This window comes from Xanthomonas nasturtii, assembly GCF_023337365.3.
Taxonomy (GTDB): Bacteria; Pseudomonadota; Gammaproteobacteria; order Xanthomonadales; family Xanthomonadaceae; genus Xanthomonas; species Xanthomonas nasturtii.
This window is the reverse complement of sequence record NZ_CP142084.2, coordinates 4,174,679-4,200,797: the sequence shown is the minus strand read 5'-3', so window position 1 is coordinate 4,200,797 and position 26,119 is coordinate 4,174,679. Positions and strand designations below refer to the sequence as shown.

Below are 26,119 nucleotides of genomic sequence, written 5' to 3'. Positions count from 1 at the left end.
CATTGCAAGGCCTGCTCGGCGTTTTCGGCGTGCTGGAACTGCCAGTTTTCGCCCATGCGTACACGCCGTCCTGCCGCCGAGCAGTTGCCTGCCGATGAGTTGTTTCGTTCGCGTCTGGAAAACCAGATCGACCTGCGCCATCCACTGGTTCAGCTGAGCCATCGGCTGCCGTGGAGTGCGTTGGAGCAGGCGCTATTGCCGCGATTGCCGGCCACAACTGCCAGCGGCGGACGGCCCGGCCTGCCGATGCGTCTGATCGCCGGGCTGCTCTACCTCAAGCACGCCTACGACCTGTCCGACGAGGCCGTATGCGCGCGCTGGCTGGAAAATCCGTACTGGCAGTTCTTCACCGGCGAGGTGGTATTCCAGACCTGCTTGCCGTGCGATCCCAGTTCCCTGACACGCTGGCGACAGCGCCTGGGCGAAGCGGGCATGGAAGAGCTATTGGCGCACACGATCAACACCGCCCACGCGATGAAGGCGGTGGATGCACGCGAGTTGTCGCGGGTGATCGTGGACACCACCGTGCAGGAAAAGGCGATCGCCCATCCCACCGACAGCCGTCTGCTGGAGGTGGCGCGCAAGAAGCTGGTGCTGCTGGCCAAGCGCCACGGCATCGCACTACGACAGACCTATGCGCGGCAAGGCCCGGTCTTGAGCCGCGAGGCCGGGCGCTATGCGCATGCGCGCCAGTTCAAGCGCATGCACAAGGTGCTGCGACGCCAACGCACGCTCCTGGGACGCGTATTACGCGATCTGCAACGCAAGCTGGACCCCTCCTTGGTGCGTGAGCGCATCAGTGTCTGGCTGGAACGCGCACAACGGGTGTTGACACAACGCCCCAAGGACAAGCAAAAGCTCTACGCCCTGCATGCGCCGGAAGTGGAATGCATGAGCAAGGGCAAGGCGAGGACACCTTACGAATTTGGCGTCAAGGTCGGCATTGCGGTGAGTGCGCGCAAAGGCTTGATCGTGGGCGCGCGCAGTTTTCCCGGCAATCCTTACGACGGCGATACGTTGGCCGAGCAGCTGGAGCAGACGCGTGGGTTGCTGCAGGATGTGAATGTGACCCCGCAGGTAGCGATCGTGGACCTGGGGTATCGCGGACGTGAGGTAGATGGCGTGCAGATCCTGCATCGCGGCAAGGCCAAGACGCTGACACGACGGCAATGGAGCTGGATCAAACGCCGGCAAGCGGTGGAGCCGGTGATTGGACATCTGAAACAGGACTGCCGCTTGAATCGCTGCTATCTAAAGGGTGCCCAAGGCGATGCACTGCACGTGCTCGGCTGCGCCGCCGGCTACAACCTGCGCTGGCTGATGCGCTGGATCGCCTTTTTGCGTGCCTGGTTGCAGGCGATGCGGGTGCGCTCCTCAAGATCCTCAAGCATCGTGTGGCCAGCAAACATGGTATCTGGGGTTTGAGAGGGGTTTTTCAGGGGCGACTATCTAAAGGGTGCCCAAGGCGATGCACTGCACGTACTCGGCTGCGCCGCCGGCTACAACCTGCGCTGGCTGCTGCGCTGGATCGCCCTTTTGCGTGCCTGGTTGCAGGCGATGCGGGCGCGCTCATCAAGATCCTCAAGCATCGTGTGGCCAGCAACGATGGCATTTGGAGCTTGAGAGGGGTTTTTCAGGGGCGACTAGGGATGGTCTGATCAACGGCGTCGGAGGATGATCTAAACCGCATCAGCCAAGCTGACGGCGCTCAGACCCTTGATTTTTTGCCATTTCCGGCGCGTTTGCGGGGTGTTGTCCGGGTTACAGGCACACCGTCCCCACGACAGGCATCAACTGATTTTGCTTCAGCCACAGGTTCGACAGTGCAAACAGCGTCAGCACCTGCGCGGTATTCTTCGCCAGGCCGCGATAGCGCACCTTGACGTAACCAAACTGGCGCTTGATCACCCGAAACGGATGTTCCACCTTCGCCCGCAGGCTGGCCTTGGTGTGCTCCCAGCGCTTGGTCCACTGCAACTGGCGCGCACTCTTGATCTGCTTGAGCTTGGACGGCTTGGCTGCAATCAGGTAGCGCAACTTGCGCTTGCGTGCCATCTCCGCGCGCTTGTCCAGCCCCGTGTAACCGCTATCCCCGCTGAGCGTGTCTTCCTTGACATGCATCAGCTTGTGCGCCTGCGTGATATCGGCGACGTTGGCTGCCGTGCATTCCACGTGGTGCACCAAGCCGGACACATCGTCTACCCCAATGTGCGCTTTCATCCCGAAGTAATACTGATTGCCCTTCTTGGTCTGGTGCATCTGCGGGTCGCGCTTGCCGTCCTAGTGCACTGAATCCGAGGAATCGGATGTGATGCGTCGAGTTGGATCAGCGAAGGTCCATTTCAGCGGTTTTGGGTTTTTGTTGTACTGGCGGATGTAGCGCATGAGCTTCTTATCGAGGTCTTTGACTGAGGAGAAAACCCCGCGTGTGATGACATCACGCTGGATGCGGGCGAACCAGTTCTCGACCTGGTTCAGCCATGACGAGTAGGTGGGGGTGTAGTGCATATGAACGCGGGGGTACTCGGCCAGGAACGCATGCACGAGCGGCGTCTTGTGGCTGCTGACGTTATCGCAGATGACATGGATGTCCCGGCCGTTGGACTGACTGGCGACAACCTCTTCGAGGAAGGTCACGAACTGCTCGCTGGTGTGACGAGCTGCCGTTTTGCCCAGCACTTCGCCAGTGCCCGTATTGAGCGCGGCGAACAGGCTCAGTGTGCCATTACGCTTGTATTCGAATCCGTGGCTTTGCGCGCGTCCGGGTGCCAATGCAAGCATCCGGTCCTTGCGGTCCAGCGCCTGGATCGCGGTCTTTTCGTCCACGCAGAAGACCACCGCGTGCGCAGGCGGGTCCAGGTACAGGCCGATCACGTCTGCGGCCTTGGTCTCAAACTCCGGGTCGTTGGAGACCATGTGGGTGTCCAACCGATGCGGACGCACGCCGTGTTTGCGCCAAATGCGCTGGACGGCCGAGAACGACACATTGCCCAGCTCGGCAGCCAGCTTGCGACTGCTCCAGTGCGTCGAACCGTCCTTGGGCTTGTGCTTGAGCGTGCGGTTGAGCACACGCGCTTCCAGCTTGGCCGTCGGTATCTTCGGCGCACGCCCAGGATGCACCGACACCAGCCCGGCCAGTCCTTGCGCCTCAAACGCCGCCGTCCACTTCGAGACGAATGCGTCGTTGCAGGCAAGCTTAGTGCGTATGTGGACTCGACGTTCTCCATCGCTCCAAAGCACAACACACCGCGCGCGGCGCACCAAAGCGGCGTTGCCGTGACGCTTGCGCATCACCGCCTCCAATTCAGCACGCTGTTGGATCGTCAACTTCGTTCTTTGCATAACACACTACCTGGGGATCATGCATCCGATTTCAATGATTCAGTGGACTAGCGAGCTGCGTTCCCTTCAGAATCCTGTCCAACTGCTAGATCGTGAGCGCAGCTTCGGATGTATCAATCGTTTCAGATGACTGGCACGCGACTAGGGGCAACTCTGGAAGCATTGGCTGGGCTAAATCTTTTCCTGATTAGCCCCATCGCTCAGCCGGCGGTTGCAGGATTTGCGACAAGTCAGTTGGACAATGACCACACGTGAAGACAGCAGGGGTGGGACGTGGGTATCAACATCGTGCAGTTTCAGCCTGGATTGTCGATGAGCGAGTTCGTGGATGGCTACGGAACCGAAGCCAAGTGTTACCAGGCGTTGTATCGGTGGCGCTGGCCGACCGGATTTTGCTGCCCGCAGTGCGAGGGGCGCGCGCGTTCGCGCTTTCGACGTGATGGGCTGGTGTACTACCAATGCCGGGCGTGCCGGCATCAAACAACCCTGCGTGCCGGCACGCTGTTCCAGTCCAGCAAGCTGCCCTTGCGCTTGTGGATGCAGGCGATCTACCTGCTGACCTCCAGCAAGACCAACGTGGCAGCGCTGGAGTTGAAGCGGCATCTTGGCGTGAACTACAAGGCGGCCTGGCGCATGAAGCACAAGATCATGCAGGCGATGGTCGAGCGCGAAGAACCGCGAAAACTCAGCGGATTCGTGCAAATCGACGATGCGTATCTGGGTGGGGAACGCACCGGCGGCAAGCGCTGACGAGGGTCGGAGAACAAACAGCCGTTCGTGATCGCGGTGCAAGTGGACCACAACCACGAACATCCTATCTTCGCGGTGATCGAGCCGGTGAAAGCCTTTGACAACGCCTCGCTGAAGGACTGGATCGAACGACGTCTGGAGCCGGAATGCGAGGTCTACAGCGACGGGCTGGCGTGTTTCCGCCGTCTGGAGGAGGCCGGGCATGCCCACACCACCCTGGACACCGGCGGTGGCCGTGCCGCAACCGACGTCCAGGGGGCGCGTTGGTTGAATGTGGTGTTGGCCAACGTCAAACGTGCCATCAGCGGCACCTACCATGCGGTGCGCCAAGCCAAGTATGCGCGGCGCTACCTGGCCGAAGCGGCCTATCGATTCAACCGCAGGTTTCATCTGGAGCAAATGCTGCCGCGACTGGCGACGGCGCTGATGCGCTGCATGCCTTGCCCAGAGCGCGTTTTGCGCATGGCAAGCAACTTCCATGGCTGAGGGATGGGGCTAATCAGGAAAAATTAACGCCAGGAGAATAAAAAGGCTTTCTGCCGGTATGTGGTAGGTTATTTGTAGTGAGTTGGATCCTAATCTTTCAACTATGACCGGCTGCACATCCTTCTCCTTGTAGTCAGAGTGCATGCTTCCTTCTGCACAAACAGTCGAGGCTGCTAGCGCGAGTGATCCCACGCCAAGGATGAGCCAAAATTTTATTCTGATGTTCATGCTTAATGATGAGGTTTGCGAAGCAAGGCGCGTCTGCTATCTCGACACGCTCGAAGGAGGATGGGGCGACCCTAGGTTGTAGAGATATGGCGGGACTAAACACTCATGCGCGGGGCATGCTGTGCATCTTGCTGCTGACTTCGTACCAACTCCTGTTGTCGTGTCTGCGTCTGTTCCTGAGCAATGGCTTGGTTGGCAGCCTGCAGCTTTGCGTCCGACTGTTCCAAGGGCATATTGATTGCCTGGTCGATGGAGACCGCGGCGCGCTTGTGTGTTGGATCATTGATCTGCCCCTCTATCGCAACAAGATTTCCGTTCTTGCCCATCAGTACATGATCGACGCGTTGCATTGCATTGGCGGCGAGCGAGGTATTGCCGGCGTCTGGATAGCGCTCGCGATTGTCCTTGCATGCCGCCAGCAAGCAGCGGCTGACGCGCTCGCTCATTTCGTCATACGGCTTGCCCACGCTCTCATCGATCTTGGCGACGCCTTCGCGGATCTGCTTCAACATGGCGTGATCGGGATGATCCGGATCTTGCGGGCCCGAGGCTTGAGGCCGTGCGGGGGCGCTATGGCCGCGTACATCTGTGTCTTCCTGAGTCTTCTTCGAAGAGGTGTCCGCGTTGTCGTGGCTTTGCGTCCGCGGGGCAGTGACATGGACCGTCTCTAGCGTTTTGATCGGTTCGGCAGCGGCCTGGGCCGCCGGCTGTGCAGCCGTACGCTGTGTGCCTAGGGTCTGGGCTGCGTAGGTTCCATCAAGCTCTTGCTTCAGATTTCCCTTGGCCTGGCTGTCCCAGAGCATACCGTCATAGGTCCATTGACCATCTTTGCCACGTTCGTAGAGGTCGCCGTCTGAGCCGACGATCCGGCCAGGATGCTTCAGTGCGTCATGGACTGCGGCGGGCATGTAGGCGTGACGCTCCCAGCCATTATGCTCGTAGGTATCTTTGTAGTGCGCGGCCATTGCTGCTGGCGTGTGCATCGCGTTCTGCTTGATGATTTGCTGCGAAGCTTCATCGAGTTGCGATGCACGCTGAGGGCTAGCCGTTTCGGTGTGCGTGCTCATCGTGCGATCGATCAGGCCATCGGCTACTTGGCGCGTCCATTGCTGCGTATTCGCGTTGTGCACCCACGGGGATTCGCGCAGGCTGCGCGTGTCGTGCTCGTTGGCGGGTTGGGTGTAGGGATCTTTATTCTGCGGTGGCGAGCCGAGTGCCAGCTCGATAGACGTACGGAATGCCTTGAAGGTCAGTAAGTCCGCGACTTCCGGCGTGGCAACTTCCGTCCGCGTCTTGTAGAGCGGCACACCGGCTTCGCCGAAGGCGACTGCAGCGGGATCGACCTCACCAGTGCTGACGTCACGCGCCCACCGTTCTCCGGCTTGGTGGTTCTCAAGGCGCCACGTATTGCCTTGCGCATCTTGTTGGTGGGAAATGCGATGATCATTGATCACATCGGCCAGCTTGTCGCCGCCCACCGCGCCAACGATGCCGCCAACCGCACCTGTGACTAGCAAGCCCGGGCCAGATTCCACGCCGAGCGCTGCGCCTACGCTACTGCCAAGCACGGCCCCGCCAAATGTGCCCAAATTTCGTGTGGCGTAGCGAGTGACCTCTGCATCGGCCGCAGTGCTGTTGCCCTGCGCGTCCAGCCGCTCGGTGTTCCTTGCCGTACCGCCTAGGTCGTACACCGCCGCCGCTGCGCCCACAACGCCCAGCCCGCGGACCGTACCGGGAGAGAGTCTGCGCGATGCCGCCACTTCTGTGCTGAGCGCGGTCTCCGCAATGCCTACGGCTGGCGCATCCAGCCCGGTCGGTGCGCGAACCATACCGGAGGCACTGAGTTCTGCGGAGGTCCGAAAATGGGTCTCCTTGACTTGCAAGCTTTCAGCGAATTCCCGCGAGAGCGTGACATTCTCAATTTTCTGCCCAACGCTTTCGGGTTTTATGAAGATTCCTTTGGGCGCCGCTTGGATAAACTGCGTCTGGACCTCTGGCAGTACAGCTCCTGCACCCCCTTGTGCGTACAGCGCCTGAAGCTTTGGCATGGGCTGTCCGCCCAGCGAGGTAACATTGGGGTTATTCAGCACCGCAGGTACTTCTACTTGGCCGAAGACCCGTTCAAGGTTCGCAGCAGAGGCCACAACTTTAATATCGCCACGCAGCGAGCTTGCGAATTCGTTTGAGGCTTCGCCCCAGAGGCACTTTGACAACGATGTAGGATCCTGAGCTGGAACTAGCGGATCGCCGTACAGAAAATTAGTTGCCAGGCGCAGCGAAGTCTGCCTATCTACCCCCTGCGATTCATATATGGAAGAAACACGGTGTTGTATTTCCAACGAGACATCTTGGTTGGATAAAAATTTCGCTCGTGGCGTTTCGTTGATGACAGGTTCTCCGCTTTGGCGAGCTACCTCTAAGGCAACTGTTTCAGACGACACACTGCCAATTGGGCGGCTGTAGAGAACTCCGCCTGCCTCTTGGGCACTCGCTGAGTAGCGGCGGGCTAACTCCGAGATTTCATCCAGGGATGAGGACTGCTTGATTCTTTCAATTTCGGATGAGTAGTCCATGGCTTAGTGGACCTTATTGTTGGAACAAAGTGCCCAATTTTCTGGGAAAGACACGTTGCCCATGAACTTTGACCGCTCCGTTTCTGAAATGACGATGGGCCGCCTTTCCAGATCCAATCCGGCCTTAATCAACTCCAAGATCAATGCTTTTACATGCTCAAGATCTTGCGAACTAAAGGCTGCGGTGGAAGATGAGGGTAGCGGCATTCCGACTTCCAGCTGGTTTCCGTAACCGAAAGAATCGATGACTAAATTAAAATTCTCTCTGTCAGGAAGGAAGTCCTGTGTTATCTCGCCGAAATACTCGCTTCCGTTAATTTCGACTGAAAATGTCTCATGCCCCAGCTCATCTGCGCCCCGGATGCTTCCTGTGAAGCGGGCCCGCCCATTTGTGAGCTGCATCCAGTCAAATGTTTTATTGGACATTTTGATACCTAAGAGTAAATTTCAAGATGGACTTCGGTGCCAACGATAAGCTGACAATGATCCGGTGCAGACGTGGCTTCTTTAGGCATTAGCTTAGTACAAGCGAGTCACTAGCGCTTGCCCGGAGCTCATTTGCTAGCAGCGCTATCTTGCCGGTTCGCCTCAGCCAATAATTGCTCGTACGACTGCACGCGTATACGTAGGCGAATGAGATGCGATGACATCGCAAAGGCAAACAGCAGCGTTAAGGCCAGCACGCCCTGGATTAGGGTGATCTTGCTCAATACCGTCCAGTCGCCTAAACGCCAGTCTTTCAGCTGCAGATAGAGGGCAAGCAGGACAGGCATGAATCCCAGCTTCTCAATGCCACCGGTGAACAGTCCCAGGCGGTCGTGCATGTTGCTGCGACGGTCACGCATAAATGCCTCGCGTCGACGTCGTTGTTCCAGCGGAAATCTGCGAAGCGATGCAACGATCGATTGATATTGGTGGAACTCCCGCTCCATCAGGCCTGCGTGATCCGCATAGGGGCGGCGGAACCCAGGCCATTCGCGCTTGACGGTTAGAGCTGCCGACACAATAAAGCCTGTCAACTCAGTGACAAGGCCAATAACGGCCAAGTAAGCGCCAGTTTTGCCAGCTAGCAACGCACCGGCCAAGATCCCGACGCCCGCACCGATCAGGCCAATCGCAAGGCTCCAGCGCTCGACTGTGCCGGCGCGGCTCTGTTCGGTCAGCTGTGCGTAGTGAGCCATCGCCGCAGAGAGCGAGGGAAAGCTCGGGTCTGTGAGCCTGACTGCCTCTCCATCGATGTCGGCGCTGCGTTTCGCTACCGCTTCATCCACTGAACTCATCTAGCCTCCCTCGGGGATCGCGCGTGCGACATGCATCTGTGATGGTCAGTATTCCTCAGCTGCCTACGGCGCGCCAGCGCGTTGCTCAAACGCGTCAAGTCTCTTCCTCGGTTGCTATTGACACGCCACACCTTGCACTCGCAATCTAAGCCCAAGGAGCGTCGAAACTCCGTACATAGCGGTACCCACCTCCGTCAGACCGGTGGGTTTTTTGTGCCTGCATCCTGCAGGTACAAGCCGATGCGATGCCTGCGTCGGGAGGGCGGCTAATACAACACCCGCAAGGGGAATATGCCCGCCGACTATGTACGGTTTCGAACCTCCCGACATCCCGTCGCCGTTGGCGGCGGTTCTTGGGTTGTTCCAGGAGGGCGTTGCCATGTCTACCGCACCATCCACGCCGGCCCCGGCCCCGGCGCCGGGTTATCTGTTGCCAGCCTCCGCACACGGCCTGCTGTGGGACGTGGGCGAGGTGCTGCGCCGGCTGGCCGCACGCGCGGCTATTGAGCAGGCCAGCGACGATCCCGCGCAGCAATTGCTTAGCCAACCCGGTGTGTTGTCGCAGGCCTTGCATAGCCTTTCTGCACGCATCGACGTGGCATTGCAGCAGTGCGTCGCCGCACCCAGCACTCCCAGCCACCAACCGGAGGCGCCATGACACGCCGCCGCCCACCCAACGCATCTGCCAGCACGCGGTCCACCCGCACGCGTGCGCGCCCCACGCCTCCCAAACGGGTGCAGTGGGTCGTTGTGGAACCCGACCGCACCAGGCTGCCACCGATGCTACCGCCCGAGCCGGACGCCTTGCTGCAAGGCCCCGGCACGCTGCACGCACCTCGCCGCGCCCGCCGCCCGCGCCAATGCACCGTCAGCTACACCCATTACCCCGGCGCCCACGACCACGGCGGCGACCAGCACGTGCCCCACGTCCGCCTCAGCGGCCTATGGCTGGAACAACTGGGCTTTGCCATCGGCACCAAGCTGCGCATCACCGCCAGCGAAGGGCAACTTCTGATGGAGGTGTTGCCGCCGGTGGAGGCGCCGGCCAAGCCGCGGTGCTAGATGTTGCCCGACGTAAGTGCTGCCATTGACGCTTTGAACCCAAGAGTGACCGGGCGTGGTGACTACCTCGAAATGGGGCGAGACAAAGCCTTAGGGATGGTCTGATCAACGACGTCGGAGGATGATCTAAACCGCATCAGCCACTCTGATGGCACTCAGACCCTCGATTTTTTGCCGTTTCCGCCGCGTTTGCGGGATGTTGCCCGGGTTACAGGCACACCGTCCCCACGACAGGCATCAACTGCTTTCGCTTCAGCCACAGGTTCGACAGCGCAAACAGCGTCAGCACCTGCGCGGTGTTCTTCGCCAAACCGCGATAGCGCACCTTGACGTCACCGAACTGGCGTTTGATCACCCGAAACGGGTGTTCCACCTTCGCGCGCAAGCTGGCCTTGGTGTGCTCCCAACGCTTGGCCCGCTTCAATTCGCGTTGGTTCTTGATCTGCTTCAGCTTGGAGGGCTTGGCTGCGATCAGGTAGCGCAACGTGCGCTTGCTCGCCATTTCCTCGCGCTTCTCCAGCCCGGTATATCCGCCATCTCCGCTGAGCGTGTCTTCCTTGCCATGCAGTAGCTTGTGCGCCTGCGTGACATCGGCGACGTTGGCTGCCGTGCATTCTACGTGGTGCACCAACCCGGACACATCGTCCACGCCGATATGCGCTTTCATTCCGAAGTAATACTGATTGCCCTTCTTGGTCTGGTGCATCTGCGGATCACGCTTGCCGTCCTGGTTCTTGGTCGAACTTGGCGCTGAAATGATCGTGGCGTCTACGATCGTCCCGCTGCGCAGGCTCTGTCCCTTGCGCGACAGGTGCGCGTTGACCCGGTTGAACAGCTTGCGCGCCACATCGTGTTGCTCCAGCAAGTGGCGGAAGTTGAGTATCGTCGTCTCGTCCGGCACCTCATCCAGGCCGCCGATCTTTGCAAAACGCCGCATCGACACCGTGTCGTACAGGGCTTCTTCCGCCGATGGATCGCTCAATGCGTACCACTGCTGCAAAAAGTGGATGCGCAGCATCGTCTCCAGCCGATACGGCTGTCGCCCCGGCTGCCCCGACTTTGGATAATGCGGCTCGATCAACGCCAGCAGGTTTTTCCACGGCACCACCTGATCCATCTCGGCCAGAAATACCTCGCGCCGCGTCTGCTTGCGCTTGCCGTTGTACTCCGCATCGCCGAAGCTCAGCTGCATCGAAATCGTCCGCTCGGTTCGTTGATCGATTGTCGCAGATCATGCTGCTTTGTTCAGAGCTTCCTTAGAAGGCGCTGACGTTGTGAACTCATTGCGCAATGCGCATCGAGATAGTCCGCTTGCATCGGCTTGGACCAGTGTGGTCGCCAACCCGTTGGTGGACCCAACAACACTTGGTGCGGCGCACACAGCTCCCAACCTGGCGCATGAATATCCAACGGTGAAGAACCTGTTCTTGCACTACAACCGCGCAGAGGAATTTGTCGGTGCTCTGGACCGCGGCGGCACCTATCAGAACGCTTCAACAGACCGGGCGGACTCCACGCGTTTCAATGGTGCTGGCTTCTATGCTGCAGGCAATGATCTGGTGAACTGGGACAAGACAGGCCAAGGTCACGCATTTCTGGGCGGTGCTTGGAGTGGCGTTGAACGGGCAAATCTTGCTCGTACGCGAAATGGTGATGGCACCACGGACCTTACAGTTAACGAGAATGGTCAGCAGCGCAAGTTGCTTCATGTTGACCCGCATGCTGCTCCACTGCGCGGGACCGAGCAACCAGCCCAACCAGCACCTCCTGACCAGCGGCCTGTGCCGCCCAGGCAGGGTGCTGTGTCGCCACTACAAGACCCACTTCATCGCCAAGCTGAAGACGCTGTGCGTCGCCTCGAGCAAGGACTCGGCCGCGACTATGACGCCAACAGTGCGCGCTTGGCAGCAAGTAGCGCGCATCTGGCCAAGGAGCACGGGCTGTCGCGGATCGATCACGTTGTGCTGAGCGAGAAGACCAAGTCCGTGCAGCAGGGCGAGAATGTCTTCGTTATCGAAGGTGCGCTGAGCGACCCAGCACACAAGATGGCGCACATGAAGACGAACGATGCGATCGCGCAGCCTGTCGAGCAATCATTGGCGCAATTGCAGGCCTTGGGTGAAACGCAGCGCCAACAGCAGTCACAGCAACAGGAGCAACAGGAGCAACAGCGCGAGCAGTCGATCACACCTCAGCACCGGATGGTGTGAGGCCTGGTGCAATTCTTTTGGCTATTACACAGTCCGTCGAAGTCACGCTGTAGGAGTGGACGAGGTGTGCCGGCTGGTCGCTCAGGTACAACATCGCTTCACCGAAGGAAAGACCCCGCTTGATGCCATTCGCTATCTTCCGTGCTCACGTTTCGGCATTGGTCGCAGGGTGCGTTGCCACATTTGCCGGATGCGCCATGACCGAGCCGCCGATCTCAAAAGAACAGTTCTCAGAGCATGTTGTGACGCTGCTGGCCGGCAAGGACTCGGCTGTGGTTGAAGCCGGCAAGTTGACCGATTTCTCTTGGAAGACGCTGTGTTTCGAGCGCGATGACAGCCTGCTGCTGAAGTTCGACCGCGGCAGGGAAACATCCGTGCTGCCACTGCCTTACGATGAGTTCTTCGTGGATGAGGCACATGTGGCGAACTCGCTGGAGGATAGTTGTGTTAGGCCATCCGATCACGTCTTGATCAAGAAGAAATATCCGGGTTACCAGGGGCCTGTCGAGTTTCAAAAGGCCGTGCAGGGAGGCTAAGGCATGGTCGATATCAACAGGCTGAAGGTGCCACGTGTGAGATTGAGCTGGAAGCGTATTGGCGCGTCCAATAGCTAGGCGGTCCGGTGGCGGTGGTGATTGATGGCGTGATGAGCATGTGAGGTGGTTAGCGCTTCGGCTGCGCACCGCACGGCTTGGTGGTACCTCAAATTCTGGCTCACGGCGCCTCGACTCCCCATTTCCGATCATTGCGGTCATGAATAGTGGTAGCCAGATCACGGCGCGAGCCGTCAGCGTTGCGCGCGGCAGCACGGGGCGTGCGAGCAGCACTGTCGTTGTGGAGCTGTCGGGCACTCCCGATCCGCGTTGGCAGGCGTGTTTTCAGTTTGTCGTGCAGGGCCGCGATGGCTTCTTCATGGAAACCAGGCCGGTCTTCGAGCGCGGCAGTTTCGAAGGCGTTGTTGCCGCCGACGATCTCGAGGCGTTTCGGCAGCAGCTCAACGATGTCATCGCGGCGGCCAACGTGCTTGCACGTGCGCAGGCGAACAAGGATGCGCCGTCTTCGCGTCGCTGAGCACCGCGATCGCATCGCGATGCGGTGCCCCGGCAGACAGCTGAAGCATCACCAATCGGTTGGCGCGTAATCCTTCAGGAACTGGCCCCACACGTGCTCGCCGGTGTTGAAGCCGTGGATGATCGGGTCGACGATGCGCGCGGCGCCGTCGACGATGTCCAGCGGCGGGTGAAAGCGTTCCTGCTGGACCTTGAGCGCGGCGATGTCGGCCGGATCTTCGTCGGTGACCCAGCCGGTGTCGACGCTGTTCATGTGGATGCCGTCGTTCTGATAATCGGCCGCCGAGGTGCGCGTCATCATGTTCAACGCGGCCTTGGCCATGTTGGTATGCGGGTGGCGGGTGGTCTTGAAGTTGCGATAGAACTGGCCCTCCATCGCCGAGACGTTGACGATGTGCTTGTCGCGCTCGGGCGTGCGCAGCATCAGTGGCTTGAGCCGCGCGTTGATGATGAAGGGCGCAATGGCATTGACCAGCTGCGTCTCCAGCAATTCCACCGACGGCACTTCGGCCATCAGCAGGCGCCAGGAATTGCGCCCGCGCAGATCGACCTGCTGCAGGTCCTGGTCCAGCCGGCCTTCCGGGAACAGGTGTTCCTGGCCCACCAGCTCGTCGTCCAGCAGTGCGATCTGCGACAGCTCGGCGGCGCGGGTGAGGCCATCTGCATCATCGAGGCCGCGCCCATGCACGGCCGGCAGCGCGGTGGCCGATGCTTCGCGTAGCAATTCTGGCGTGCGCAGGCCTTCGTAGTGACCGACGAGTTTTTGTACCGTCTCCGGCAGGTCGCGCAGCGCAGCGGTCTCGCCCGCCATCATGTGCGCGTAGAACTGCGGCGGGCGGCGCACCGTCTGGCAGGCGTTGTTGATGATGAAATCCAGCCGCTCGCGGGTGGCCAGCAACTGGCTGCAGAAGGCTTCCACGCTGGGCGTGTGGCGCAGATCCAGGCCGAAGACCTGCAGGCGGTGGCCCCACTGCGCAAAATCAGGTTCTTGCGCATAACGCGCGGCCGAATCGCGCGGGAAGCGCGTGGTGACGATCAATTCCGCACCGGCACGCAGCAGCTTCAATCCGGCCTGATAGCCGATCTTCACCCGCCCGCCGGTGAGCAGCGCCACGCGTCCGCGCAGGTCGGCGGTTTCGGTGCGCTTGAAGAAATTGAGCTCGGCGCAGGCCGGGCACATCTGGTCGTAGAAGTGATGCAGCTGGGTGAACTTCAGCTTGCACACATAGCAGTGCCGCAGCTCCGGCGAATGCAGCTGCTCCGGTACTTCGGCTGCGTTCTCGCCGTTGTGCGCATCGTGCAAGCCGGCCGCATGCGGCGGGAAGAAATTCGGCGTGCTGAACACCGGCTTGCGCCGCAGTGCGCGGATGCCGCGTTGTTCCAGCAGCGCTTCGGCCTTGCGTACCTTTTCCTGGTGGCGCTCGCGCTCGCGCTGCTTGAGCAGCTGCCGCCGCGCCTTGGGCTCGGGGTGGTAGACCTTGGCGACCACCTGATGCAGGCGCACGCGGTCGGCCTCGGGCAAGGTGTCGAGCACGCTGCGGTCGGCTTCGATGGCCTCCAGCAGATCCAGCGCCGCGCGCAGGCGGTCGGTCAGGGGTAGGTCGTCGGTGGGCAAGGGTGGGGCGTTGGTGTTCAAGGCAGATCCGGAGTGGGCGGCTGGCAGCGCAGGCAACGGTGGCCGGCATCCAGCGGGAGAAAGCGGGACGGCTGAGCGGGCTGGCAGGCTGCCGCAGCGCATCACCGCTGGCCGGGAAGTCGGCAGGCGCACATTTTCGCCGATTGTGGGTGGCCGGCGCCAACATGGAAGCCGAGAGGGCGCCCAAGCGGCTGCCGCGCCGCCGGTCAGCGATGTGGGCGACCCATCTGCGGCATTGGCTGCCGGGAAAGTTGCCGGGCCAGGCGCTGGGATGCGATTTCCCGCATGTTTGGGTAATTTGCCGCCACACCGGAGCGGGTTGGCGCCCGGGCATTCAAGGGGACATCGATGAAGACGTCCATGCTGGCCTTCGGGCTGGCCGGCTTGCCGTGTGCCTGCACCGTTGTGTCGCCCCATCCGGGCCTGCAGGCCGTGTTGGTGGACAAGCCGATGTTCTTCGGCAGGGGCGGTATCCGCCTGGACGATGTGCGCGACCCCGGCCGGACTTACACCCGGGTGACCACCTCGGCCACGTATGTGGATGTGACGCCGCAAACCGTGCAGGTGGCGTTCGACGACTTTTCCTCCAGCGACAACATCCTGTTGGACTTCTCCACCCAGATCCAATACCGGATCACTGCGCCGGCGCTGCTGTCGCCGGGTTCGGGCAGGGTTGGTTCAAGAACAATGGGGCCAGCCAGTACGCGTCCATCGTGGGCGACCAGGTCAAGCGCAATGACATGACCAAGATGATGAGCGACCCGGACACTGCCAGCAAGATCGACGACTCGGTGACCCAGAACGTCAGTGCCCTGGTCAAACAGCAAGGCCTGCCGATTCAGATCCAGAACATCACCCTGGGGCGTGCACGCCCGAACCCGGATGTGTTGCAGCAGATGAACCTGACGGCTGCGCAGCAACAGCGCGTCAAGACGCTGGTGGAGGCCACCACGGCAGAACGGCAGCGCGAGCAGGAGCAGGTGGCCAAGGCCGATGCCGACAATGCGTACCGCAACCGCATGGGGCTGACGCCGGAGCAGTATCTGGCCAGCCAGATTGCCGAGCTCAACGCCGAGGCCTGCAAGAAGGCGCAGGCGTGCTGCATGGTGCCGTCCGGCACACCGGTAATCGCCAAATAGACGCGTGGTTTGCCTGCTGCGTGGTCCGCACCGGCGTGCCGCGTGTGCGTGCAATCTGCCGCTGCAATCGCGTATCGCATGCGCACGCGCCATCTCGCTGATCACGCAGCCTGTAACATCTGTGGGCTACGGTCGCCTTTGATTTTTAGCGGGAGAAAGCGGGATGGGTCTGCTGGTCGATGGCAAGTGGCAAGACAGTTGGTATGACACCTGCAAGAGCGAAGGGCGCTTCGAGCGTTCGCAGTCGCAGTTTCGCAACTGGGTGACGCGCGATGGCAGTGCGGGGCCGCACGGCGAGGGTGGCTTTCAGGCCGCTGCGGGCCGTTACCACCTGTATGTGTCGCTTGCCTGCCCGTGGGCGCACCGTGCGTTGATCTTCCGTCGCTTGAAAGGCCTGGAGTCGATGATCGACGTGTCGGTCGTGCACTGGCTGATGGGCGAAAACGGCTGGACCTTCGCCGATGGTCCGGGCGTGGTGAGCGACACGGTGCATCACGCACAATATCTGTACGAGGCGTATCTCAAGGCGGACCCGCACTATTCGGGGCGCGTGACCGTGCCGGTGTTGTGGGACCGCGAACGGAAGACGGTGGTGAGCAACGAATCGGCAGATATCATTCGCATGTTCAATAGCGCCTTCGACGATGTTGGTGCTGCCGAAGGCGATTTTTATCCGGCGACGTTGCGCGAGCAGATCGATGCGCTCAATGCGCGGATCTATGACACCGTCAATAACGGCGTGTATAAGGCCGGGTTTGCCACCACGCAGGATGCGTACGAAGAGGCAGTGGTGCCGCTGTTCGAGACGTTGGATTGGCTGGAGGTGCGCCTGGGCAAGCAACGCTATCTCTGCGGCCACACGCTCACCGAAGCAGATTGGCGGCTGTTTACTACGCTGATCCGGTTCGATGCGGTCTATGTGGGTCACTTCAAGTGCAATCTGCGGCGAATTGCCGATTACCCGCAGCTATGGGGGTTATTGCGCGAGCTCTACCAGATGCCCGGCATTGCGGAGACAGTGAATTTCCAGCATATCAAGGGCCACTACTACCAGAGTCACGGCACCATCAACCCGGCCGGTCTCGTGCCGATAGGGCCGCTGCTGGATCTGGACGCGCCACATGGGCGTGGTGGCTGAGCGACAGTGTCGACCTGCGTGCGCGACCCCGACGGGAACACGTTGTGGGCCCGCTATCGGCCAGCGTGGACCCTGCTGTTTGCCCTGTCTGTGACAGTGGCAAACCGCATCCTTGAATGACCCCCGCCATGCCGCCGACACCAGAAACGGATCAGTCACTCGCTCGACTGCTGATACGGCTTGCGGTTGATTTCGCCAGGTTGGTTGTGCCATTTGTCATTCCGTTGTTCCTGCCGTTCGCGCTTGTCTGGATGTATCTGGCGGCGGCAATGCTTGCCGAGTGGGGCGAGAACAAAGTGCGTGGCGCGGTGGATGCCACGTGGATCTGGTGGCTGGGGACGTGTTTCGGTGTCAGCGTTGCGCTGGGGTTGCGGACAGGCACCGTGATCACCGGTAGCGTGGTCGGTGGCGCGTCGTTTATCGCGCTGCTGCTTGCCGGTCGAGGCTGGGAAAAGGTCGCCGGTTTGAACGTCCCGCGTCATGACGCGGGCCCGACGCTCATGCGTATCCAGGGCGTTGAACGACCCACTGGTAGCGCGCGCACGGAGACGGCGCTCATGACGCCCGAAGGGGTGCCTTTACGCGTTGTCGGGTGCCATGAGCCGCGCAACAGTGCGCCGCTGCAATACGACTATCTGTTTGCGGACGGCAGCGTGGTCTTTGGCGCAGGCGCATCGATGGGCTACTCACCGGATGGCCGCTACTTTGTCTCGCCGATGCCAACCACCGGCACGTGGGGGCTGCTGATTTACGACCGGCATGCGCGCGTCATTTATCGCTGCGACAAGGTGGAAACCTTCGTCGCCATCCACGCCGTCACGCAGACGCAGGTGCAAGGCTGAGGGAGCCGTGTCGAGAAGAACAACCGCATGCTGGTTGCCGACATCGACGACTTGATTGCGCATTCGATCGCAGAGCCCATGGTTGAGGTTGCAGATCTCCCACTTCCGCAGACTCGCGCCGATATGTGCTGAGTTTGCGGGACGTGGAGCCAACTGATGCACCCGCTGGCGCGCCTGCGCTCACGTTGGTGACATCGCTTCCTGAGAACCTGATGGCACTGGATGATCCGCTGGGGCCGTTGTTTGCTCCATGGTTTGAGATCAGTGTGGATCGTCGTCAGCTCAGCGGATTGCCCGTGCGCCGGGGCCAGACAAGCGTGCGTTGGAGCGACGATGATCGAACGCTCACTTGCCTTGCCCGGCTAAAGGGCAGCGATGCGCCGCCCAGCGGCTGGATGTGGAGTGCGACGCATGGCTGGAGTGCGGTTGCCGAGGCATCTGGCCGGACCTGGCTTGATCGTTGCGGCAATCTCTCTGTCGTGAGCCCGGTGCGCAGATGTTGCCGCAAGGCCGACGCACAGACGCAGTTGAGACCGTGACCTGTCTTCCCAGCGGCACCTTTTTATGCACTACACCCAAGTTGCAGTGCGCCGTTGTTGGCCGGCAACTTGCCGGTGCGTGCAGCGTTGGCGACGGCGGCCAGCGGTGTCATCGAGCGCATACCGGCAACAGCGCCCATCAGGATGGAGTGGATCAAAGCCATGTGCACCTCTGCATGTGCTCGACCATCGCAGGCGGAATGCACTGCGCGTGGCACGGTGTTTTCGATGCGCGCAGACTAGGGCGTGGCATGTGTGGGCATTGGCAAGACGTTGTGCACGCCGCGCATCGGTTGCGTGCGGGTGTCGCTTCCTGCCTTGAACGACGGCGCCGCCGGAGCATCTGGCGGCGCCGTCGACCGTGCTACAGGTGGGCAATGAGTTTGCAGCGTAGGCGTTGCGGCAGGCGCCTGCTGCCCTACCGCATCGATCACCATCCTGCGCTGCGACGTCGCAGGATCACTGCCTGGCGAACTGGCCCCGACGCCAGGCCAGCCACACAACCGCCACACCCACTGCAAGGCAGACCAGCATGCCGGGCAGCGATGCTTCCGGGCCGAACGCGCCGCCGGTGAGCCATTCCGGCACCGTGGCATTGGGCGTGCTGCGCGCAATGGCCGGACCCAACGCCATGCCCGAGACGGTGGCGCCGAACAGATAGCCTTGCGTGAAATTCCAGGCGATATGCGCACCGATCGAGACCCAGATGCGCCCTGTCAGTGCATAGAACGCGCCGAGCATGACGCCGGCTTCCAGTGCGATGCAGATGGCGGCGAAGACCGTGGCATTCGGGTTGCCCAGGTGGGTGAAACCGAACACCGCACACGACACCGCAAATGCGGCCCATGGGCCGAATGCACGCCACACCAGACGCAGCAGCACCGCGCGCATCATCAGCTCTTCCACGATGCCGGCCTGCATTGCCTTGCGCAGCGGCGCCCATGCCGATGCCGGCCCAAGTGCCTGGATGTCGTACGACCCGAACAGCGCCATGATGCCCATGACGCTGGCGAACATCGCCGCGCCGGTCAGCAGGCCGATGCATAGCTGCGGCAGCATGGGGCGCAGTGCAATTTCCGGTGGCCTGCGTTTTTCGGCGAGACGGACTGCCAGCGTATAGATACCCAACGCCACCAAGGCGCCAAAGAAACTGACGGCAAACTGCACCGGCTCGTTGCTTTTCGGCCAGAAGCCGCCCAGAAAGCGCGTCACCATGCCGGTGGGAATGGCGACCAGAAAAAACAGCAGCAACGCCCAGCCGCAGGCGCGCAGCCAGCGCAGCTTGCCTGGCCGCAACAGTCCGTCCTCGCCAAGCTCGATCGGTTGCATGTTGCGCCGTGATGGCGGTGCCGCGAGCGGTGCACTGGATTGCGTCATTGCGTGCATATGCGACTCCTTGTGGGTGCTGCGGTTACTGGGACGAGCTGCTATCTGCTGCGGTGGCAGCGGCGGTGATGCGGTGGGCGAACGGGCGTTGATTCAAGGCGGCGATGGCTTCGGCAAGCACTGCGCTGAGAGGCACGGAGAGTTCCGCATCGAGCTGCGCGGCGGCGGCATTGGTTGCTGCCCACTGGCGCTGCAATGCAGGGATCATCTTCCGGGTCCTGGTGGTGAGCACCACGATGCGTTCGCGTGCATCTGCACCCGGCTTCAGCGCGACCAGGCGCTGCTTGGTCATCTGCGCCACGGTCTGGCTGGCAGCGGAGTGCGTAATGCCGATCTCCTGGGCCAGCACTTTGATGGAAGCAGGGCCAAGCCGCATCAGTACACGCAACACCGGCGTATAGCGCGGCCGCCAGGCCAGGCCCGCGTTTGCGTAGACCGCTTCCAGGTCGCCGTCCAGCAACTCGATCAAATGCCGAACCAGTGTGCCGAGAGTGGGTGAGGGCGTGCGCATGACACGAACCGTGGTTGAGATGCGTGCTGTTTGCGCCAGGGTGTGCCCGGCGTCTGGGAGTAGCGCGCCGCGCCGCTCACCGGCGACGTCTCGACGCCTTGATCGCGCATCTCAGTTCAATTTCCCGACCACGGTGAGCGCTGGTGCGCGCGCCATATCGTTCGGGTTGCTGCCGGGTACGTCCTGCGGTACCTGCATGCCGCGGCTGCGGTAGAAATCGGTCCAGTACGGCGAGATCCTGCCGGTCTGCAGGTTCTTGAAGTTCATCGGCTGCAGGGCAAACACATGGTGGGCCCGGAACGCGCGCTCGATGAAGTCCGAGCAGTAATAGCTGTCTTCGTTCGGCACATAGGTGTCGTTGTAGGGTTTGCCGAGCATGCGACGCGCCTGGGCGACGGCGTCTGCAATGGCAGGGCGATGCTCTGGCGCGAGGCGATACACAATGATCTGCCGATGCCTGGCGGTCGCCTCGTCGATGAACGTGCGCAGCGACTGCTGGCGCGAGCCTTGTTCGTCGGTGTGCAGGACAATCTGCGTGGTCCCTTCGTGCGCGAGCAGTGCCACATGGTCGAAGCTGGGCGCGCCCGGTCTTGCGGTTGCATCGTCGATCGCACCGCTGAGGCCGCTGCGTGCGGCGGTGACGAACAGCAGGTCGCCCTCGTCGACGCGCAGGGCTGATGCCGTGACGGGCAGCAAGGCGAACAGCAATGAGAGCAGCAGGGCGAGACGCATGGTGCGGGCCTGAGGGCAGCAAGACCTGCATTATTGCCTGGACGGGAAACTGGTGCGTTGCTCCAGCCAGACGCACTGCAGGAGTGGGCTTGGACGCTCGGCAGCGGTGCACCGGCACCCGCTGCGGTCACCACCTGTAAACTCAGTGGGCCAGCGGGCGTCGCCGCCGCCATCGCGTCGCGGCAATCCCTGTCCGTCTGGAGTGTTGCATGCGTGCGTCTTCTGCGTTGTCGCCGATTGGCCGGCTGTTTGCGTTGGCTGCATTTTTCGAGGGGCTGACCTGGGCCGGGTTGTTGCTCGGCATGTTGCTCAAGTACGGGCTGCAAAGCACCGAGTTGGTGGTCTGGTTGTTCGGGCGCCTGCATGGCGCGGCGTTTCTGTTCTATGTCGCGGTCAGCGTGATCGCGGCGTTGCGGTTGCGCTGGCCGTGGTGGGCCTGGGCCCTGAGTCTGCTGGCCGCGTTGCCGCCGTTGGTCACGGTACCGCTGGAGATGTGGTTCCGGCGTATCGGCTTGCTGGGCCAGCGGCGACCTGCCGCGCGCTGATCGCTTGCATCGATGAGTCGCATGGAGGCGGGCTACATCTGACGCAGGCGCGCATGCAGGTGCGGGTCTTACCCCGGGGCAGCACGTCGTAGACGCACCTGCAGCCTGCATCCCTGTGCACAGGCTTGCACAAGCAATGGACGCACGCACGCACCTTTGCCACCATGGCGGCCTCAAGGACAGATCGAGTGGGCGCTATGCGGCATTGGACGATGGGTGTGGGGTGTGTGCTTGCGTTAGTGGCGGCGATGCCGGCCCAGGCGCAGGAGGTGCTGGAGCTGACCCCGTATCTCAAGAGCGACCAGATCGAGCGGATCAAGATTTCGCCGACCGGCGATTATTTCGCGCTCACCATGCCGATGGAAGATCGCACCGTGCTCGGCATCGTGCGACGGAAGGACAAGGTGGCCACGGCAAAAGTGACCGGTGGCGCCAACAGCGTGGTGGACGATTTCTGGTGGGCCAGCGACGAGCGCATGGTGGTGTCGATGGCGCAACGGCTGGGCTCGCGCGACGAACCGATGGCGATCGGCCAGCTGCATGCCATTGATGCGGACGGCAAGAACAGCCGGTTGCTGGCAAGCCCGTATGGCACCAATCCCGACATCAACGGCGCGCAGCTGAAGATGGATCTGGACCCGGGGACCTACATGCTGGATACCTTGCCTGGCGATGCGCGCAACATCCTGGTGTCGACGATTCCGTTTGTCGGCGACCCGAATGTGCGGGTCGACAAGCTGGATATCCAGACCGGGCGGCGCAGTACCGTGGCCACCGCGCCGGTGCAACGGGCGGATTTTGTGACCGACCAGCAAGGGCGCATCCGCTTCGCCAGCGGGGCCGATGTGACCAACACGAGCAAGCTGTATTACCGCGACAACGACGATGCGCCTTGGCGGCTGATCAACGATGCGGGCAGCAGCAAGCACCGCGAGTTTCCGCTGGGTTTTTCTGCCGATGGCAGCGTGGCCTACCTGCAGGTAGAGCAGGACACCGGGACCGACGTGCTGGCGGCCTGGGACCCGGCCACCGGCAAGTCCACGCCGTTGTTGCACGACGACACTGTCGACCCGGATCGCATCCTGCGCGATCTGGATGGCATCACCCCGATTGGCGCGGCGTACATGAGCGACCGCGTACGCAACCGCTTTTTCGACGAACAGACCCCGACCGCCAAGCTGTATCGCAGCCTGGAAAAGGCCTTCGACGGCAACGCGGTGTACATCACCTCGGCCACGCGCGACCGTCGCCTGGTGCTGGTGTATGTGTGGAGCGATCGCAACAACGGCGATTACTACCTGTTCGATACGGTCAGCAAGCATGCCGACCGTGTGTTCAGTCGGCGCGAGTGGTTTCCGCCCGATGCGGTGCCGGCGAGCACGCAGGTCAGTTTCAAGGCGCGCGATGGGCTGCAGCTACACGGTTATCTCACCCGCCCGCTGCATGCCGATGCAGGCAAGCCGCTGCCGCTGATCGTGATGCCGCATGGTGGCCCGTTTGGCATCTTCGACAAGTGGGAATTCGATGACGACGCGCAACTGCTGGCGGCGGCGGGCTATGCGGTATTGCGCGTCAATTACCGTGGCTCGGCCAACTACGGGCGCGCCTTCACCGTTGCCGGCGCCAAGGAATGGGGTGGCCGCATGCAGGACGATCTCACCGACGCTACGCGCTGGGCGATCACGCAGGGCGTTGCCGATGCCGCGCGTATCTGTCTGTACGGCGCCAGTTACGGCGGCTATGCCGCATTGATGGGCGTGGCCAAGGAACCCGGCTTGTACCGCTGCGCGGCCGGGTATGTGGGCGTCTACGATCTGGACATGCTGGCGCGCGATAACGGGCGTTACGCCCGCTGGGCCAAGAACTGGACCGGCGACTGGCTGGGCGCACGCGAGACACTGGCGGCACGCTCGCCGGTGACGCTGGCCAACCAGATCAAGGTGCCGGTGTTTCTTGCAGCCGGCGGCAAGGACGAGCGCGCGCCGATCGAGCACACCAAACGCATGGAGCGTGCGCTCAAAGGTGCCGGCGTGCCGGTGGAGTCGCTGTACTTCCCCAACGAGGGCCACGGGTTCTACACCGAGCCGCACCGCCGCGAGTACTACACACGCTTGCTGGCGTTCTTGAGCAAGCAGCTGGGTGGCAGCACGGCGAAGTGAGTGCCACGCAGGTCATCCGGGTTTGCCCGGATGACACGTGTGGCCGAGCCACCAAGCACGGCCAACCGCTTGCCGGCCTCAACGCGCTGCACCGGCAACCACACTGCCTGCTCGCCGCTCAGTCCTTCGGCATCGGCTTCATCTGGTACTGCGCCGGCGGTATTGCGCCAAGCAGGTACTGCACGAAGTAATCCCAACGGCGGCGGGCGACATAGGGCGTGAGATCGCCGTAGCCATGCTTGGCGTTGGGCAGCATCAGCATGTCGAAGTTCTTGTTGGCCTTGATCAAGGCATCGGCCACCAGCAAGGTGAGATACGGCGGCACGTTGTCGTCCAGCGTGCCGTGCACCAGCATCAACCGGCCCTTGAGGTTGCTGGCGTGGTTGGCATTGGCCTGGTCGTCGTAGTTGGAGCTGCCGTCTTTGTTGACGATGTGCTCGCCGTGATATTTCTCGGCCCAATCATCTTCGTAGCCGCGGTTGTCGTGGTTGCCGCTTTCCGACCAGGCCACCTTGAAGACGTCCGGGTAGCGCAGCATCGCAGCGGTGGACGCGTTGCCGCCGCCGGAATGGCCCCAGATGCCGACGCGGTCCAGATCGATCCACGGGTAACGCTTGCCCAGTTCCTTCAAGCCGGCGACCTGGTCGGGCAAGGTGTTGTCGCCCATGTTCGCGTACCAGGTGTCGTGGAAGGTCTTGGAGCGCCAAGGCGTGCCCATGCCGTCGATGGCGACCACGATGAAGCCGAGTTCGGCCAGCGATTGATTGTCGCCGTGGCCGGCCAGGAAGCTGCGGCCGCGCACCGAGCCGGTCTGCGGGCCGGGATAGACGTAATCGATGACCGGGTACTTGCGCGCAGGGTCGAAGTTGCTGGGCTTGAACATCAGCCCGTACAGCGTGGTCTTGCCGTCGCGCGCCTTCACCGTGATGGGCACTGGCGGCACCCAGCCTGCAGCCTTGAGACGGGTGATGTCGGCGGTGGCAATCGTGCTGACGGTACGGCCGTCGCCGGCGTCGCGCAGCAGCGTGACGGGCGGGGTGACCGAGGTGGAATAGGTGTCGACGAAGCGCGCGCCATCGGGCGACAACTTCACGCTGTGATCGGCTACTTCCGGGGTCAGCAGCACCGGCGCGCCACCGTCCAGGCTCACCTTCCACAGTTGCTGGTAGTAGGGGTCTACACTCGCCGAGCGGCCGACCGCCATGAACCACGCGGTGCGGCTGACCGGGTCCACGCGCAGCACCTCGGTGACGTTGCCTTCGCCGCTGGTGATGGCGCGCTTGGGTTTGCCGGTGGCCAGATCGTAGAGATACAACTGGCCCCAATCGCTGCGCTCGGAAAACCACACCACCTCGTTGCTGGCCGGCAAATACGCCCAGTTGGCGGCGACCTGGCCGCTCTCGTAATAGGTTTTGGCGGTTTCGTCGAACGCGGTGCGCACCGTACCGGTGGCGGCATCGGCGATGCGCAGCCAGACCTGCTTGTGGAAGCGCGAGGTGGAGGCGAACGCCAGCGTCTTGCCATCCGGTGCCCACTTCACGTCGTCCCACAGGCCGGGCGAGCAACTCACGTCGTCGCATAGGGTGGAGCGGTGTTGATCCGGCGGTGTCTTCAGGCGCAGCACGCTGCGGGTGGGCACGTCGATGATGACGCGCTCGATCATGGTCACGTCCTTGTCGCCGGCCAGCGGGTATTTCCAGGATTGCAGTTCCGGATGCCCGAGCTTGGTGCTGACCAGATACATGTCGCCGGTCTTGCGTTGGTCCTGCTGGAACGTGGCAATTTTTTGCGAATCCGGCGACCACGCCACGATGGCGTTATCGCTATGCTGCCAGCCGGCGTTGTCGGTGGCGTAACCGAAGTTTTCCACGCCATCGCGGGTGAGCTGGGTTTCCTGGCCGCTGGCAACATCGCGCACCCACAGGTTCCAGTCGCGGATGAAGGCTTCGCTGCGTTTATCCGGCGACAGCACGCCCGGTTCCGGTGTGTCCTTCGCGTAGAGCTTGCTGCAGCGCGCCCGCGCATCGCAGACCACGGCGGTATCGCGGACGTTGAGGCGGTAACGACCGTCGGCGGTGCGCTTGACCACCGGTGCGAAGGTGTCGGCCTTGAGCGGTTTGTCGCCGGTCTTCAGCAGCGTGTTGAGCGCAGCGACCAGCGTGGCCTGTTTGAACAGCGGCGCGCTCTTGCCGGTGGCGGTGTCCAGCTGCAGCAGGTGGTTGCCCTTGGCGTCGTGATCGACATACACCACATGCGTGGCATCCAGCCAATCGATGCGCGTGAGGGCATGGTCGACCAGCGGCTGCGCGGCATAGCTGATCAGCCGCTCGGCGCGCGCGTAGTCAGCCTCGGTGACGGCAGGGGCCTGCGCGCTGGCAAGTGCAGGCAGGGCGGCCAGCGCGATGGCGACGAACAGGTGCCGCAGCGGCAACGGGGTGGGCATGTAGGAGTCTCCGGGACGAAAGGAGCGCGCAACGCGGTCGGCGCGGCC

The 26,119-nt window shown here is 62.0% G+C and carries 21 protein-coding genes and 5 pseudogenes; 14 read left to right on the top strand and 12 right to left on the bottom strand.

Annotated elements, in window-relative coordinates; translation table 11 throughout:
- The first annotated feature begins 54 nt into the window (after nt 1-54).
- Nucleotides 55-1,425, top strand: coding sequence for an IS5 family transposase (locus M3O59_RS18375; RefSeq protein WP_330462236.1), 1,371 nt, complete (start codon nt 55-57; stop codon nt 1,423-1,425).
- A 21-nt stretch (nt 1,426-1,446) separates the two neighbouring features.
- A pseudogene (locus M3O59_RS18370) lies at nt 1,447-1,623 on the top strand (IS5/IS1182 family transposase); the annotation flags it as partial.
- A 138-nt stretch (nt 1,624-1,761) separates the two neighbouring features.
- Here the strand turns inward: M3O59_RS18370 and M3O59_RS18365 are convergent.
- Together M3O59_RS18365 and M3O59_RS18360 are read right to left on the bottom strand one after the other, a co-directional pair.
- Nucleotides 1,762-2,280, bottom strand: a pseudogene (locus M3O59_RS18365) (IS5 family transposase); the annotation flags it as partial.
- A complete protein-coding gene (locus tag M3O59_RS18360) occupies nt 2,281-3,291 on the bottom strand; it encodes an IS630 family transposase (RefSeq protein WP_082925906.1) in 1,011 nt (336 codons plus the stop codon). It abuts the pseudogene before it with no gap.
- 324 nt (nt 3,292-3,615) lie between these two features.
- On the opposite strand from M3O59_RS18360, the pseudogene M3O59_RS18355 reads away from it, so the two are divergent.
- Nucleotides 3,616-4,578, top strand: a pseudogene (locus M3O59_RS18355) (IS1595 family transposase).
- A 323-nt stretch (nt 4,579-4,901) separates the two neighbouring features.
- Here M3O59_RS18355 and M3O59_RS18350 read toward each other — a convergent pair.
- From M3O59_RS18350 to M3O59_RS18340, 3 genes are all read right to left on the bottom strand, one after another.
- Nucleotides 4,902-7,379, bottom strand: a complete 2,478-nt coding sequence (locus M3O59_RS18350) for an XVIPCD domain-containing protein (protein ID WP_309544552.1) — start codon at nt 7,377-7,379, stop codon at nt 4,902-4,904.
- A gap of 3 nt (nt 7,380-7,382) precedes the next feature.
- On the bottom strand, nt 7,383-7,805 hold the full coding sequence (locus tag M3O59_RS18345) for a hypothetical protein (RefSeq protein WP_147308607.1): 423 nt from the start codon (nt 7,803-7,805) through the stop codon (nt 7,383-7,385).
- Between the two features lie 128 nt (nt 7,806-7,933).
- Complete coding sequence (locus M3O59_RS18340) at nt 7,934-8,659, bottom strand: hypothetical protein (protein ID WP_181920687.1); 726 nt, start codon at nt 8,657-8,659, stop codon at nt 7,934-7,936.
- A 379-nt stretch (nt 8,660-9,038) separates the two neighbouring features.
- On the opposite strand from M3O59_RS18340, the gene M3O59_RS18335 reads away from it, so the two are divergent.
- Nucleotides 9,039-9,317 carry an XAC0095 family protein gene (locus M3O59_RS18335; protein WP_064634527.1) on the top strand — a complete coding sequence of 93 codons (279 nt, stop codon included), beginning with the start codon at nt 9,039-9,041 and terminating at the stop codon, nt 9,315-9,317.
- The gene (locus tag M3O59_RS18330; RefSeq protein ID WP_064634526.1) at nt 9,314-9,721 is read left to right on the top strand and encodes a SymE family type I addiction module toxin; all 408 of its coding nucleotides are present in this window, start codon (nt 9,314-9,316) and stop codon (nt 9,719-9,721) included. Before M3O59_RS18335 ends, M3O59_RS18330 begins: the two co-directional genes overlap by 4 nt.
- 208 nt (nt 9,722-9,929) lie before the next feature.
- Here M3O59_RS18330 and M3O59_RS18325 read toward each other — a convergent pair whose 3' ends face one another.
- Nucleotides 9,930-10,913: an IS5 family transposase gene (locus tag M3O59_RS18325; RefSeq protein ID WP_330462235.1), complete on the bottom strand. Its 984-nt coding sequence runs from the start codon at nt 10,911-10,913 to the stop codon at nt 9,930-9,932.
- Nucleotides 10,914-10,995: 82 nt separating this feature from the next.
- Between M3O59_RS18325 and M3O59_RS18320 the strand changes: the two genes are divergently transcribed.
- The 3 genes from M3O59_RS18320 (at nt 10,996) to M3O59_RS18310 (ending at nt 13,002) form a co-directional block, all read left to right on the top strand.
- Nucleotides 10,996-11,931 (top strand): XVIPCD domain-containing protein, encoded by a 936-nt coding sequence (locus tag M3O59_RS18320; RefSeq protein WP_249050113.1) that lies wholly within the window; start codon nt 10,996-10,998, stop codon nt 11,929-11,931.
- A 197-nt stretch (nt 11,932-12,128) separates the two neighbouring features.
- Complete coding sequence (locus tag M3O59_RS18315) at nt 12,129-12,467, top strand: hypothetical protein (RefSeq protein ID WP_082925845.1); 339 nt, start codon at nt 12,129-12,131, stop codon at nt 12,465-12,467.
- A gap of 217 nt (nt 12,468-12,684) precedes the next feature.
- Nucleotides 12,685-13,002, top strand: coding sequence for a hypothetical protein (locus tag M3O59_RS18310; RefSeq protein WP_064634523.1), 318 nt, complete (start codon nt 12,685-12,687; stop codon nt 13,000-13,002).
- Nucleotides 13,003-13,050: 48 nt separating this feature from the next.
- Here the strand turns inward: M3O59_RS18310 and M3O59_RS18305 are convergent, their stop codons facing one another.
- Nucleotides 13,051-14,637, bottom strand: coding sequence for an SDR family NAD(P)-dependent oxidoreductase (locus M3O59_RS18305; RefSeq protein WP_116906666.1), 1,587 nt, complete (start codon nt 14,635-14,637; stop codon nt 13,051-13,053).
- 360 nt (nt 14,638-14,997) lie between these two features.
- Here M3O59_RS18305 and M3O59_RS18300 point away from each other — a divergent pair.
- The 4 genes and pseudogenes from M3O59_RS18300 to M3O59_RS18285 all read left to right on the top strand — a co-directional run bounded on the left by M3O59_RS18300 (nt 14,998) and on the right by M3O59_RS18285 (nt 18,295).
- Nucleotides 14,998-15,776 (top strand): annotated as a pseudogene (locus M3O59_RS18300) (SPFH domain-containing protein).
- 163 nt (nt 15,777-15,939) lie between these two features.
- Nucleotides 15,940-16,914 carry a glutathione S-transferase family protein gene (locus M3O59_RS18295; protein ID WP_116906667.1) on the top strand — a complete coding sequence of 325 codons (975 nt, stop codon included), beginning with the start codon at nt 15,940-15,942 and terminating at the stop codon, nt 16,912-16,914.
- Nucleotides 16,915-17,030: 116 nt separating this feature from the next.
- Nucleotides 17,031-17,756, top strand: a complete 726-nt coding sequence (locus tag M3O59_RS18290; protein WP_181920648.1) for a hypothetical protein — start codon at nt 17,031-17,033, stop codon at nt 17,754-17,756.
- 212 nt (nt 17,757-17,968) lie between these two features.
- Nucleotides 17,969-18,295, top strand: a complete 327-nt coding sequence (locus tag M3O59_RS18285) for a hypothetical protein (RefSeq protein WP_181920649.1) — start codon at nt 17,969-17,971, stop codon at nt 18,293-18,295.
- Nucleotides 18,296-18,342: 47 nt separating this feature from the next.
- Here the strand turns inward: M3O59_RS18285 and M3O59_RS18280 are convergent.
- The 4 genes and pseudogenes from M3O59_RS18280 to M3O59_RS18265 all read right to left on the bottom strand — a co-directional run.
- Nucleotides 18,343-18,459, bottom strand: a pseudogene (locus M3O59_RS18280) (DUF4126 domain-containing protein); the annotation flags it as partial.
- 295 nt (nt 18,460-18,754) lie between these two features.
- Nucleotides 18,755-19,624, bottom strand: coding sequence for a CPBP family intramembrane glutamic endopeptidase (locus M3O59_RS18275; protein WP_249047132.1), 870 nt, complete (start codon nt 19,622-19,624; stop codon nt 18,755-18,757).
- An 82-nt stretch (nt 19,625-19,706) separates the two neighbouring features.
- Nucleotides 19,707-20,192, bottom strand: coding sequence for a MarR family winged helix-turn-helix transcriptional regulator (locus M3O59_RS18270; protein WP_116906669.1), 486 nt, complete (start codon nt 20,190-20,192; stop codon nt 19,707-19,709).
- A 111-nt stretch (nt 20,193-20,303) separates the two neighbouring features.
- On the bottom strand, nt 20,304-20,924 hold the full coding sequence (locus tag M3O59_RS18265) for a YiiX/YebB-like N1pC/P60 family cysteine hydrolase (RefSeq protein ID WP_116906670.1): 621 nt from the start codon (nt 20,922-20,924) through the stop codon (nt 20,304-20,306).
- A gap of 209 nt (nt 20,925-21,133) precedes the next feature.
- On the opposite strand from M3O59_RS18265, the gene M3O59_RS18260 reads away from it, so the two are divergent.
- Both M3O59_RS18260 and M3O59_RS18255 read left to right on the top strand, forming a co-directional pair.
- The gene (locus tag M3O59_RS18260) at nt 21,134-21,469 is read left to right on the top strand and encodes a DUF3817 domain-containing protein (RefSeq protein WP_064632425.1); all 336 of its coding nucleotides are present in this window, start codon (nt 21,134-21,136) and stop codon (nt 21,467-21,469) included.
- Nucleotides 21,470-21,681: 212 nt separating this feature from the next.
- Nucleotides 21,682-23,628: a S9 family peptidase gene (locus tag M3O59_RS18255; protein WP_116906672.1), complete on the top strand. Its 1,947-nt coding sequence runs from the start codon at nt 21,682-21,684 to the stop codon at nt 23,626-23,628.
- Between the two features lie 118 nt (nt 23,629-23,746).
- On the opposite strand, the gene M3O59_RS18250 is transcribed toward M3O59_RS18255, so the two are convergent.
- Nucleotides 23,747-26,071 carry a S9 family peptidase gene (locus tag M3O59_RS18250; protein ID WP_147308564.1) on the bottom strand — a complete coding sequence of 775 codons (2,325 nt, stop codon included), beginning with the start codon at nt 26,069-26,071 and terminating at the stop codon, nt 23,747-23,749.
- Nucleotides 26,072-26,119: the final 48 nt, after the last annotated feature.

Bases quoted from the DNA above. Each gene is read 5' to 3' on its own strand.
- M3O59_RS18375 (WP_330462236.1), top strand. From the start codon at position 55: ATGCGTACACGCCGTCCTGCCGCCGAGCAGTTGCCTGCCGATGAGTTG.
- M3O59_RS18360 (WP_082925906.1), bottom strand. From the start codon at position 3,291: ATGCGCAAGCGTCACGGCAACGCCGCTTTGGTGCGCCGCGCGCGGTGT.
- M3O59_RS18350 (WP_309544552.1), bottom strand. From the start codon at position 7,379: ATGGACTACTCATCCGAAATTGAAAGAATCAAGCAGTCCTCATCCCTG.
- M3O59_RS18345 (WP_147308607.1), bottom strand. From the start codon at position 7,805: ATGTCCAATAAAACATTTGACTGGATGCAGCTCACAAATGGGCGGGCC.
- M3O59_RS18340 (WP_181920687.1), bottom strand. From the start codon at position 8,659: ATGAGTTCAGTGGATGAAGCGGTAGCGAAACGCAGCGCCGACATCGAT.
- M3O59_RS18335 (WP_064634527.1), top strand. From the start codon at position 9,039: ATGTCTACCGCACCATCCACGCCGGCCCCGGCCCCGGCGCCGGGTTAT.
- M3O59_RS18330 (WP_064634526.1), top strand. From the start codon at position 9,314: ATGACACGCCGCCGCCCACCCAACGCATCTGCCAGCACGCGGTCCACC.
- M3O59_RS18325 (WP_330462235.1), bottom strand. From the start codon at position 10,913: ATGCAGCTGAGCTTCGGCGATGCGGAGTACAACGGCAAGCGCAAGCAG.
- M3O59_RS18315 (WP_082925845.1), top strand. From the start codon at position 12,129: ATGACCGAGCCGCCGATCTCAAAAGAACAGTTCTCAGAGCATGTTGTG.
- M3O59_RS18310 (WP_064634523.1), top strand. From the start codon at position 12,685: ATGAATAGTGGTAGCCAGATCACGGCGCGAGCCGTCAGCGTTGCGCGC.
- M3O59_RS18295 (WP_116906667.1), top strand. From the start codon at position 15,940: ATGGGTCTGCTGGTCGATGGCAAGTGGCAAGACAGTTGGTATGACACC.
- M3O59_RS18290 (WP_181920648.1), top strand. From the start codon at position 17,031: ATGACCCCCGCCATGCCGCCGACACCAGAAACGGATCAGTCACTCGCT.
- M3O59_RS18285 (WP_181920649.1), top strand. From the start codon at position 17,969: ATGGCACTGGATGATCCGCTGGGGCCGTTGTTTGCTCCATGGTTTGAG.
- M3O59_RS18275 (WP_249047132.1), bottom strand. From the start codon at position 19,624: ATGCAACCGATCGAGCTTGGCGAGGACGGACTGTTGCGGCCAGGCAAG.
- M3O59_RS18270 (WP_116906669.1), bottom strand. From the start codon at position 20,192: ATGCGCACGCCCTCACCCACTCTCGGCACACTGGTTCGGCATTTGATC.
- M3O59_RS18265 (WP_116906670.1), bottom strand. From the start codon at position 20,924: ATGCGTCTCGCCCTGCTGCTCTCATTGCTGTTCGCCTTGCTGCCCGTC.
- M3O59_RS18260 (WP_064632425.1), top strand. From the start codon at position 21,134: ATGCGTGCGTCTTCTGCGTTGTCGCCGATTGGCCGGCTGTTTGCGTTG.
- M3O59_RS18255 (WP_116906672.1), top strand. From the start codon at position 21,682: ATGGGTGTGGGGTGTGTGCTTGCGTTAGTGGCGGCGATGCCGGCCCAG.
- M3O59_RS18250 (WP_147308564.1), bottom strand. From the start codon at position 26,071: ATGCCCACCCCGTTGCCGCTGCGGCACCTGTTCGTCGCCATCGCGCTG.